Here is an 11,966-nt window from a genome sequence, read left to right on the forward strand (position 1 = left end):
AAAACAAAAAAACTTTGGTATCAACAAACTAGACACACTATTGAGTTGACAAACAACAAACCACACCACCAGACCCCTCACCAGGGCCACAACGGTCGGTTGCGATCTGCAAGCTTAGCTGCGGGTGACCCGGGCTGCAACTCGAAATGAACTCTCGATTGCTTCCTGCTGTCACCGCTCTTCAGCGGCTTGCGGGGAATCATCCTAGCACACCTTCTCGCCGTTGTACGCGGCTCGTCAGTGGTGGGATCAACTCCGTTTCGTTGCCCCGTTCGGCCTTCGCGGCCGCTGCCGTGGCAACTCGGAAGACATTACACGCCCCCACCGGAGACGGCAAACCTGAGACGGCGAACCCTCCGGAGACGGCGAACCCTCCGGAGGTGGCGAACCCTCCGGAGACGGAGAACCCGCGGGAGCACGTGCTCCCGCGGGTTCTGCATTCAATGATGCGTGACCTGATCAGTCCCGGTCGCGCGCCATCGGGCTGGTGCCCACACCCTTGGCCGGCTTCAGGAACAACACCGCGAGCGGCGGGACGGTGACCTCGGCGGACGCCGGCTTCCCGTTGTATGCACCCTCGGCCGCGGTGACCCGGCCCAGGTTGCCCACGCCGGAACCACCGAAGATGTCAGAGTCCGTGTTGAGCACCTCGTCCCACTCACCCGCCCACGGCAGACCCAACCGGAAGCGCTCGTGGGTGTTGCCCGCGAAGTTGGCCACGCACACGAGCGGGTTGCCCTGGTCGTCCCATCGGGTAAAGGACAGCGTGTTGCGCTTGGCGTCGTTGGCGTCGATCCACTCGAAACCGGACGGGTCATTGTCTCGTGCGTACAGGGCCGGGGTCTCGCGGTAGATCTCGTTGAGGCTCTTCACCAGCTCCTGCACGCCGTGGTGCGGTGGGGTCTCGGAGAGCCACCAGTCCAGGCCGTGCTCCTGGGACCACTCGGACTCCTGGGCGTACTCGGTGCCCATGAAGATCAGCTGCTTACCCGGGTGGGCCCACATGTATGCGAGGTACGCGCGCACGTTGGCGAGCTGCTGCCACCGGTCACCCGGCATCTTGCGCAGCAGGGAGCCCTTGCCGTACACGACCTCGTCGTGGGAGATGGGGAGGACGAAGTTCTCCGAGTAGGCGTAGACCATGGAGAACGTGGCCTTGTTGTGGTGGTAGTGCCGGTTTACGGGATCCTCGGCCATGTACTCGAGACTGTCGTGCATCCACCCCATGTTCCACTTGATCCCGAAGCCGAGACCGCCGGCGCTCGTGGGTTTGGTGACCCCTGGGAAGGACGTGGACTCCTCCGCAACCATGACGATCCCGGGATTGCGCCGGTACGCGGTGGCGTTGGCCTCCTGCAGGAACGCGATGGCCTCGAGGTTCTCGCGTCCACCGTACTGGTTGGGCTCCCACTCGCCGTCGTTGCGCGAGTAGTCCAGGTAGAGCATGGAGGCCACGGCGTCCACGCGCAGCCCGTCCACGTGGAACTCCTCGAGCCAGTAGTTCGCGTTGGCCACGAGGAAGTTGCGCACCTCCCGGCGGCCGTAATCGAAGATTAGCGTGCCCCAGTCCTTGTGCTCGCCGCGGCGGGGGTCCGGGTGCTCGTAGAGCGGTTGCCCGTCGAACTTGGCGAGCGCCCACTCGTCCTTGGGGAAGTGGCCGGGGACCCAGTCCACGAGCACACCGATGCCGGCCTGGTGCAGCTGGTCCACGAGGTAGCGGAACTCGTCCGGGGAACCGAAGCGCGACGACGGCGCGTAGTAGCCGGTGACCTGGTAACCCCACGAACCACCGAAGGGGTGCTCCGCGACGGGCATGAACTCCACGTGGGTGAAGCCCTGCCACGTGAGGTACTCGACGAGCTCGCGGGCGAGATCCACGTAGCCGAGACCCATGCGCCACGAGCCGATGTGCATCTCGTACACGCTCATGGGTGCGTTGTGGGGATCCTTGGCCGCGCGGGCCTGCATCCACGCGTCGTCCTGGAACTCGTAGGAGGACTCGAACACGCGCGACGCGGTGGACGGCGGGATCTCGGTGCCGAAGGCCATGGGGTCCGCCTTGTCCCGCCACGAGCCGTCCGCCGCCTGGATCCGGAACTTGTAGGTGTCTCCGGAGCCCATGCCGGGCACGAACACTTCCCACACACCGCTGGAACCCAGCGAGCGCATGGCATGCTCGGAACCGTCCCACCCGTTGAAGTCACCAATCACGCGCACGGCCCGGGCATTGGGGGCCCACACCGCGAAGCTCACGCCGGAGACGTCCCCCATGGAGGACGGGTAGTGGTGCACGTGAGCACCGAGCACGGTCCACAGGGTCTCGTGCCGGCCCTCGCCGATCAGGTGCAGGTCCAGCTCGCCCAGGGTGGGCGCGAAGCGGTAGGGGTCGTCGACCTCGGCGGGCTCCTTGCCCGCATAGGTCACCAGGACGCGGTAGTCGGGGATCTTGCCCTCGTTGTGCGCGGGGACCACGCCGGTGAAGATCCCACCCCACTCGTGCTCGAGGGGGAACGTCCCGTTGAGCGTGCGCACCGAGACGTGCGTCGCGAAGCGTCGCAGGGTCCGGATGGTCACCGAACCGTCCGGGTTGAAGTGCGCCCCGAGCACCGCGTGGGGATCGTGGTAGCGCCCCTCGGCCACCGCTGCGAGCACGTCCGCGCTCACGGGCACGGGCCCGCCCGCGGGGTGCTCCCGTTCCGACGCCGCTGCGACGCTCTGCTGGGAAGTCCCGGCCCGAGTCGACGCGTGGTTCCCGCCCGCGGTCTCCGCCGGAGCCGTCACGTCATTACCGTCGGTGGTCCGAGCCGACGCGTCGTTCGTCCCGGTCGCCTCCGACGCAGCGCCCCGCGCGTTGCGCGGTTCCGCCGACGGCGCCCGGCCGTCGGCGTGCTGCGCGGACTCGGAGGCCGGGGTCGGCGTGGATTCGGGGCCCGTAGGAGTCGACGACGCCGCGGGGCCGGTGTTCTCGGGGTGTTCAGGGGTCACGAAATCCTCGGTTCTGGATGCAGGTGTGTGGCTCTCGTGTGTTTCACGCCTCACGTTACGGGAGCGTGCGCGTTCAAGCGAACGCACCACGGCACCGGCCGGGACCGCGACCCAGCCCGGGCGGTTGCGCTGCTCGTAGACCACTTCGTACAGGCCCTTGTCAAGCCACAGGGCGCGGAAGAGCACCGAATCCCGGTCCACGCCAGAACCGCTCGTGCGGGCGTACCCCTCGAGGAACGCGTCCGAGACCGCGTCGGTCCAGGCGTTCATGTCCTCGTCCCGCTCGCGCGCGGCCATGGCGCCCGCATAGTCGAACGAGCGCAGCATGCCGACGACGTCGCGCAGGGCCACGTCCGGGCGGACACGCTCCTTAATGGGTCGTAGGGGCTCACCCTCGAAGTCCAGGATCCGGAACCCCTGGGCGTCGTTGTGCAGCACCTGGCCCAGGTGGTAATCACCGTGGATCCGTTGCAGGGCGGGGATCTCCCGGATCCGGGACAGCTGCTCGAGCAGGTCCTCGACCTCGGCCCGGTAGGAATCGAAGTAGTCCCCGCAGGACTCCCACGCCCAGCGGATCCGCGAGGCGAGGTCGTCCAGGAACCGGCGCCGAGCATCGTCGTCCGCGGTGACGGGGTCGAAAACGCCGAGGAGGTCGGCGTGGACGCGCGCGGTCGTGGCACCCAGCTCGGCCGCGAGCTCGGAGAAGTCCCGGGCATGGCTCGCCGCGTCCAGGGCCATGGCCCACGCGTCCCGCGAATCGGCCAGGAACTGGGCGGCCACGGCGAGCTGACCGGACGTGGTGACCAGACCCTGGCGCCACTGGGCATCGAGCCATCCAGCCGTGGCCGGGACCGCGGTGGAACCGTGCGACGTGAGTTTGACGCCCACCTCCACGTCCGGGTTGCGCCCCTCCCCCACCACGCGGAAGAACTTCACGATCACCGCGTCGCCGCCCAGCGCGGAATCCGAGTCCTCCGCGTCCTGCGGGGTGAGGATCACGGACGTGTTGGACTGCTCTGAGGAGATCACCCGCACCTGATCCGCGGAGCCAATCCGATAATCCGTGTTCATGGCCCCGGTGTAGCGGCCGTGCAGGCCCATCCCGTGGCGCAGCACCCCGCCCTCGGTCAGCTGCGCATCCATGATCCGCAGCACCCGGTCCATGAAACCTGGGTCCCCCACGGCGTCGTAGAGGTGGAACCTGGCCGTCTCGTCCGCGGTGGTGCTCTCGCTGCCCTGTGCATCGGCGCGGGCCTCACTACGACCGGACGCGCCGGCCTTCTCCTGGGCGCCGGCGGTCTGACCGGCCTCCGGGGAGTCCTCCGAGGTAATGGGTTGGGCGGTCCGCGAGCGCTCCGAGCGGCGTCGTTCGCGGAAGGAACCCGCGTGCGAGATGGCGCGGCGCAGGAACGAGGCCGAGGCCTCCGCACCCGCGATCAGCTGTTCGGGCAGGGGACGGTCCGGGCCGCCGGAGCAATAGCTGCCGATCGTGAAGCGCTCGAGCTCGGGCAGGGCTTCGGTGCTGCGCACGACCGGTACGTTGAGCAATTCGCTGCGCTCGCCCACCGTGACCTGGACCAGGAACATGATGCGTTCCGTGCCGCGATGCGATCCGGTGCCGGAATCCAGGGTCGCGCGGCCCACGACGCTCAAGCGCAACTGGTCCGGGGTGGCCGTGAACGGGAACCACCGCTGCCGCGGCAACCAGTCGCGCAACCTGTCGAGAAATTGCTGATCCGTCATGGAGGTTCCCCCGCTTTCGTCTGGACAATCACTGCTTCGCGCGCGGGCCGTACCCGCGCGCGCTCACTCGTTGCGCGCGGGCTTGATGATGGGCATGGCCACCGTCTCGGGGTGGGAACCGTCCGTGCCGGGGGTCGTGCGCAACCGGAGCCAGAAGAAGTCCTGCGAACCGAGCGTGATGCGGTAGTCGCCCTGTTCCGAGAAGGAGCCGAACGGCTCACCGCCGAACAGTTCCCGGGTGCCCCGGCCCGCGTACTCGGCCAGGTGCACGCTGCAGCTCGCGGGGACGTGGGAAAGGTTGAACACGCACAGCAGGGTCTCCCCCACGCCGTCGTCCGCGTCCTGCGGGCTCAAGCGGCGCAGGAACGCCAGGACGGATTCGTGGTCCGTGCTCACGTTGACGTAGTCCCCCAGACCGAACGCCGGGTGCGCCTTGCGCACCATGAGCATCTGCCGGATCCAGTGCAGCAGGGAGGAGGACGACGCGAGCTGCGTCTCCACGTTCGTCTGCGTGTAGTTGTAGACGAGCGACTGCACGACCGGGAGGTAGAGCTTGCCCGGATCCGCGGTGGAGAAGCCGGCGTTGCGGTCGGGGGTCCACTGCATGGGTGTGCGGGACGCGTCGCGGTCGTCGAGCCAGATGTTGTCCCCCATGCCGATCTCGTCCCCGTAGTACAGGAACGGCGACCCGGGCAGGGACAACAACAGCGCGTGCGCGAGTTCGAGCTCCGCGCGGGAGTTGTCGAGCAGGGGCGCCAAGCGGCGTCGGATACCGATGTTCGCGCGCATGCGCGAATCCGGGGCGTACCACCCGAGCATGGCCTGGCGTTCCTCGCTCGTGACCATCTCGAGCGTCAACTCGTCGTGGTTGCGCAGGAACGTGCCCCACTGCGTGCCCCGCGGGATCTGCGGCGTGTGCTCCATGGTGGAGACGATGGGCGCGGCCTTCTGATCGCGCAACGAGTAGTAGATCCGCGGCATGATCGGGAAGTGGAAGCACATGTGGCACTCGGGCGCCTGCTCCGTGCCGAAGTACTCCACGACCTCGTGCGGCATCTGGTTGGCCTCCGCGATGATCACGCGGCCGGGGTACTCGCGGTCCACCATCTCGCGCAGCCGCACGAGGAAGTCGTGGGTCCCGGGCAGGTTCTCGCAGTTGGTCCCCTCCTCCTCGATGAGGTAGGGGATGGCGTCCGCGCGGAAGCCGTCGATGCCCATGTCCAGCCAGAACTTCACGACGTCGAACACGGCCTCGACGACCTTGGGGTTCTCGAAGTTCAGGTCCGGCTGGTGGGAGAAGAACCGGTGCCAGAAGAACTGCCGCCGCACGGGGTCGAAGGTCCAGTTGGAGACCTCGGTGTCCACGAAGATGATCCGCGCGTCCTGGTACTTCTCGTCCGTGTCCGACCAGACGTAGAACTCGCCGTACGGCCCCTCCGGGTCCTCCCGCGAGGCCTGGAACCACGGGTGCTGGTCCGAGGTGTGGTTCAGCGGCAGGTCGGTGATGACCCGCAGACCCCGCGCGTGGGCCTCTGCGACCAATCGCTTGAAGTCGCTCACGGTGCCGAACTCGTCCAGCACGGAGTAGTAGTCGGAGATGTCGTAGCCGCCGTCCCGCAGCGGGGATTCGTAGAACGGGGGCAGCCACAAGCAATCGATCCCGAGCCACTGCAGGTAGTCGAGTTTGTCGATCAAACCCGAGAAGTCGCCGGAGCCGTCACCGTTGGCGTCCGAGAAGGCTCGCACGAGCACCTCGTAGAACACGGCCTTGCGGAACCAGTCCGGGTCGTGCGCGAGCCCGGGAGCGTTGAGTTGGAAAGGAGTGGTGCTCATGGTCGGCTGGACTGCCCTCTCGGAGAAACGTGCGTGTCGGTCATGACGGGTGCGGGGTGCCGGCCGCCGTGGTGCGCCGCGCTCAGCGGTCGGGGCGCATCGCGACGGCGCTCGCTCACTTGACCCCGCGGCGGACGCTGAGCACGTGCGCGGGTTCCACGTACGGATCCAGGCGCACGTAGTTGTGGGTGCCCCACTTCCAGCTCGCACCGGAGATCAGGTCGTCTACCCAGAAAGAGCCGTCCTCGTTGAAGTCCTGGCCCCGCAGGTCCAGGGAGTCGAGGTCCAGCCACACCGTGGCCTCCCGCGCGCTGTGCGGGTCCGTGTTGAGCACCACGATCACGGTGTCCCAGACCTGCTCGCCGTCCCGTTCCACGGTCTTGGTCTTGCTGTAGGCCACGATGGCGTCGTCCGTGGAATTCTGCAGCGTGAGGTTCTGAAGGTCCCCGAGTGCGGGATGGTCCTTGCGGATCCGGTTCAGGCGCGTGATGTACGGCGCGAGCGACTCGCCGCGTTCCACGGCGGCGTCGAAGTCGCGCGGGCGCAACTGGAACTTCTCGTTGTCCATGTACTCCTCCGCCCCGGGACGAGCGACGTGCTCGAACAACTCGAAGCCGGCGTACACGCCCCACAGCGGGGACGCGGTGGCCGCCAGGGCCGCGCGCACCTTGAACGCGGCCGGGCCACCGAACTGCAGGTACTCGGTGAGGATGTCCGGCGTGTTCACGAAGAAGTTGGGCCGGTAGAACCCGGAGGTCTCGTGGGAGATCTCCTGGAGGTACTCCTCGATCTCCTCCTTGGTGTTGCGCCACGTGAAGTACGAGTAGGACTGCTGGAACCCGGCCTTGGCCAGCCCCTGCATCATGGCCGGACGCGTGAACGCCTCCGCGAGGAACACCGTGTCCGGGTGGTTCTTGCGCACCCTGGCGATCAGCCACTCCCAAAACCACAGGGGCTTGGTGTGCGGGTTGTCCACGCGGAAGATGTCCACGCCGTGACCGATCCACAGCTCCACGACCCGCAGTATCTCGGCGGCGAGGCCCTCGGGGTCGTTGTCGAAGTTCAGGGGGTAGATGTCCTGGTACTTCTTGGGCGGGTTCTCGGCGTAGGCGATGCTGCCGTCCGCGCGGGTCGTGAACCACTGCGGGTGCTCGGCGACCCACGGGTGATCCGGGGACGCCTGCAGCGCGAGGTCCAGCGCGACCTCGAGACCGAGATCACGGGCGTGCGCGACGAACGCGTCGAAGTCCTCGAAGCTCCCGAGGTCCGGGTGGATCGTGTCGTGACCTCCCTCCGGCCCACCGATGGCCCACGGGGAACCCGGGTCCTGGGGTCCGGCCGTGAGGGTGTTGTTCGGCCCCTTGCGGTGGTTGCGCCCGATCGGGTGGATGGGCGGGAGGTACGCGACGTCGAAGCCCATGGCCGCGGCCCGGTCCAGGGCCGCGGTGGCCGTGCGGAACGTCCCCGAGGTCCACTCGCCCGTCTCGGGGTCGTACGTGGCGCCCTCGGAGCGCGGGAAGAACTCGTACCACGCACCACGACCCGCGGCCTCGCGCTCGACGCCGAGCGGGTAGCGCGGGGACGAGCTGAGCAGATCACGCAGCGGCCGCTCACGAACGTAGTCCAGGAGCTGCGGGGACGTGGCGATCTCCCACCGCTGTTCCGGCGTGCGGTCGGTGTCCGCCATCGCCTCGGCGGCGTCCTCGAAGACCCGGGCCTCCTCGGTCGCGCGATCGGACTCCTTGGAGGCGGCGTCGAAGAGCAGGGCCGCTTCCTGGAACATGAGCTCGACGTCCTGGCCGACCCCCAACTTGATCTGCGCGGCGTGGTGCCACGTGTCGTAGAGATCCGACCAGCCCTCCACCGCGAAACTCCAGGGGCCCTCGTGCTCGGGACGCAGCCACGCCTCGTAGCGGTCCGTCCCGGGGGCCACGAGCGTCATGGGTCGGCGCTGGGTCTCACGGCCCTGCGGGTCGTACAACACCGCGGTCACACCGAGGGAGTCATGACCCTCGCGGAACACGGTCGCGCTCACCCGGATGTCCTCACCGGGAACGGCCGTGGCGGGGAAACGCCCACCCTCGATCACGGGGCTCACGTCCGTCACGGGGATCCGCCCGTACACGAGATCGTCCGACGGGAAGTCCGCCAGGTGCTCGTCGTCCCCGGAATCGGAGTCTTGCTCGGCCGGGGCCTGCGCCGCGGCTTCGGCGTGCGGATCAGGTGCGGACTGAGTGTCGGGCTCGTACTGCGTGTCGGGCTCGCGCTGCGCTCCGGGTGCGGACTGTTGGTCGGATGCGGGCTGCGCCTCGGATTCGGTGTCCTCGGTAGGTGTTACGACCGCGGCGACCTCCTCGGCCGCACCCGGTTCCGCATGTGCGTGGGCGTCCGGCTGCCCGGCACCGGCGGAAGACGCCGCTTCGGTTGCCTCCGGCGCGGACGGGACGCGAGCGGCATCGTCGTGGGCCTCCGCTCGGCGTACCGAGGGGGCGACGTCGGGAACGCCCGTGGCCGGGACCGGCGGGGTCAAGCGGGACCCGACGTCCGGGTGGGCATCGCCCGCGTGGGGATCCGGCACGGGATCTGAGGACGGACGGCGGCCCTGGGGCTGTGAGTTCTGCTGCGACACGAGACCAACGTTAGCGACAAACGCCCCGATTCATAAGGCCGTGGCCGTGGTCCCCAAACCGCGACGGCGACGCACTCGCGTCACACGTCGGACCCCGTGGAGCGGCGAGGCCACAGCCGCTAGGCTCGGGACCGTGAAGGCCATCCACAGGTTCACCGTCCGCACCGTCCTACCCGAGTCGATCGCCGCACTCTCACGATTGGCCAAGAACCTCCGATGGACGTGGCATCAGCCCACCGAGGACCTCTTCGCCGAACTCAACCCGCACGCGTGGGACGCGGTCCACGGGGACCCCGTCAAGCTCCTGGGCTCGCTCACGCGCGAGGAGATCCAGCAGATCGCCGCGGACCCCGAGCTCGTGGCGCGCATCCGCGACCTCGACGCCGATCTGGACACCTATCTCACCGAACCCCAGTGGTACCAGCGCACGCAGGGCGAGGACGCCCCGGCGGCCGTGGCGTACTTCAGCGCCGAGTACGGCATCACGTCCGCGCTTCCGCAGTACTCGGGCGGACTCGGGATCCTCGCCGGGGACCACTTGAAGACCGCGTCCGACATGGGCGTGCCCGTGGTGGGCGTGGGATTGCTGTACCAGGCCGGGTACTTCAAGCAGTCGCTGTCCCGGGACGGCTGGCAGCAGGAGACCTACCCGGTGCTGGACCCGGACGAACTCCCTCTTACCTTGCTGCGCGAAGCGGACGGTACGCCCGCGCGCGTGGTCCTACCGCTGCCCGAGGGCCGCACGCTGTCCGCGCAGATTTGGCGGGCGGACGTGGGCCGCGTGCCGCTGCTGCTGCTGGACTCCAACATCAGCGAGAACGACGACGCCGCACGCAACGTCACCGACCGGTTGTATGGCGGCGGCAGCGACCACCGGTTGTACCAGGAACTCTTGCTGGGCATGGGAGGGATCCGGGCGCTGCGCGCGCACAGCAGGATCACGGGTGCGCCCACGCCGGAGGTCTACCACTGCAACGAGGGCCACGCGGGTTTCCTGGGCGTCGAGCGGATCCAGGAACTCATGAACCCCGGGGCCGACGCCCAGGCCATGATGTGGGAGGAAGCACTCACCGCGGTGCGCGCCGCGACCGTGTTCACGACCCACACCCCGGTCCCGGCCGGCATCGACCGCTTCGAACGCGATCAGATCGCCCACGTCCTCGCCGCGGGGCTCGCCCCGGATGTCCCCTCCGAGCGCGTGCTTGAGCTGGGTGCGGAGACCATGCCGGGCGGTGACCCGAGCAAATTCAACATGGCGGTCATGGGGCTGCGGCTCGCCCAGCGTGCCAACGGCGTGGCCGAGCTCCACGGTGCCGTGTCCCGGTCCATGTTCCACGGGCTGTGGGAGGGCTTCGACACCGAGGAGGTCCCGATCACCTCGGTGACCAACGGCGTGCACGTCCCCTCCTGGATCGACCCCGCCGTGTGGCGCATGGCCGTGGACCCGGAGGAGAACGACACCAACCCGGCCGCTCGTTGGCGCAGGATCTACAACGTGTCCGACGCCGAGCTCTGGGCCACCCGCCGCGCCCTGCGGGAACGCCTCGTGCACGACGTCCGCGAGCGTCTACGGGCCTCGTGGAAGCGCCGCGGTGCCGCGGACGCGGAACTGGGCTGGACGGAGTCCGTGTTGGACCCGGACGTGCTGACCATCGGTTTCGCACGCCGCGTCCCCACGTACAAGCGGCTCACGCTCATGCTGCGCAACCCGGAACGGCTCAAGCGGATCCTATTGGACCCCCGCCGCCCCGTGCAGTTGGTGGTCGCGGGCAAGTCCCACCCCGCGGACGAGATGGGCAAGCGGATGATCCAGGACCTCGTACGGTTCACGGATGATCCGCAGGTGCGTCACCGGATCGTGTTCCTGCCCAACTACGACATCGCCATGGCGCGTGTCCTGTTCCCGGGGTGCGACGTGTGGCTCAACAACCCGCTGCGTCCGCTCGAGGCGTGCGGGACATCCGGGATGAAGGCCGCGATCAACGGCGGGCTCAACCTCTCCGTCCTGGACGGGTGGTGGGACGAGATGTACGACGGGCAGAACGGCTGGGCCATCCCCACCGCGGACAACAAGGCCGGCACGGACGAGCGCGATGACATCGAGGCCGCCGCGCTGTACGAACTCATCGAGAGCCACGTGGCACCGCGGTTCTACGGTGACGGTTCCGAGGACGCCACGACCGCGGCCGGACCCGACACCGCGCCGTCGCGAGCGAGCACCGTGCCGCACCAGTGGCTCGCCATGGTGCGCCACACACTCGCGACCCTCGGGCCCAAGGTCTCCGCCCGGCGGATGCTCACCGACTACGTCAACGAGCTGTACGTCCCCGCGTGCGTCGCCGGCCGGCGCGTGACCACGGACGACGGCGCCCTGGCCCGCGGCACGGCCCACTGGGTCGAGCGCGTGCGTACCGCGTGGCCGCAGCTGCGGATCGAGCACGTGGACGCACACGGTGTGCGCCAGGAACCGCAGATCGGTGACGAGCTCACGGTCAACGCGTACGTAGATCTGGGCGAGCTGACCCCCGAGGACGTGACCGTGCAGGTCAGCTACGGGCGCGTCTCGGAAACCGATCACATCCACGAACGGTCCTACGCCACGCTCGAGGACGTGATCGAGCTGGGTGGGGGACGCATGACGTTCTCCGGGCCCATCACGATCGACCGCTCCGGCCCGTTCGGGTACACCGTGAGGGTGTTGCCGCGCCACGACGAGTTGGCCTCACCGGCCGAACTCGCTCTCGTGCGCAACGCTGGGGACTGACGTCCGGCCCGC

Annotated in this window: 4 protein-coding genes; 1 reads left to right on the forward strand and 3 read right to left on the reverse strand. The window is 68.4% G+C overall.

What is annotated here, in order from left to right; all coding sequences use genetic code 11:
* Window positions 1-459: 459 nt before the first annotated feature.
* From glgB to IE157_RS11415, 3 genes are all read right to left on the reverse strand, one after another.
* Window positions 460-4,728, reverse strand: a complete 4,269-nt coding sequence (gene glgB / locus IE157_RS11405) for a 1,4-alpha-glucan branching protein GlgB (RefSeq protein WP_193520034.1) — start codon at window positions 4,726-4,728, stop codon at window positions 460-462.
* Between the two features lie 63 nt (window positions 4,729-4,791).
* Window positions 4,792-6,561 carry a maltose alpha-D-glucosyltransferase gene (treS, locus tag IE157_RS11410; RefSeq protein WP_064846765.1) on the reverse strand — a complete coding sequence of 590 codons (1,770 nt, stop codon included), beginning with the start codon at window positions 6,559-6,561 and terminating at the stop codon, window positions 4,792-4,794.
* Window positions 6,562-6,676: 115 nt separating this feature from the next.
* Complete coding sequence (locus IE157_RS11415) at window positions 6,677-9,190, reverse strand: alpha-1,4-glucan--maltose-1-phosphate maltosyltransferase (protein WP_404820642.1); 2,514 nt, start codon at window positions 9,188-9,190, stop codon at window positions 6,677-6,679.
* Between the two features lie 133 nt (window positions 9,191-9,323).
* Here IE157_RS11415 and glgP point away from each other — a divergent pair, with 133 nt between their 5' ends.
* A complete protein-coding gene (glgP, locus tag IE157_RS11420; protein ID WP_064846764.1) occupies window positions 9,324-11,954 on the forward strand; it encodes an alpha-glucan family phosphorylase in 2,631 nt (876 codons plus the stop codon).
* The last annotated feature ends 12 nt before the right edge of the window (window positions 11,955-11,966 follow it).

Source organism: Kocuria marina, assembly GCA_014652975.1.
In the GTDB taxonomy this organism is placed as follows: Bacteria; Actinomycetota; Actinomycetes; order Actinomycetales; family Micrococcaceae; genus Kocuria; species Kocuria marina.

Excerpts from the sequence above, each read along its gene's own strand:
- glgB (WP_193520034.1), bottom strand. The coding sequence starts at position 4,728 with ATGACGGATCAGCAATTTCTCGACAGGTTGCGCGACTGGTTGCCGCGG.
- treS (WP_064846765.1), bottom strand. The coding sequence starts at position 6,561 with ATGAGCACCACTCCTTTCCAACTCAACGCTCCCGGGCTCGCGCACGAC.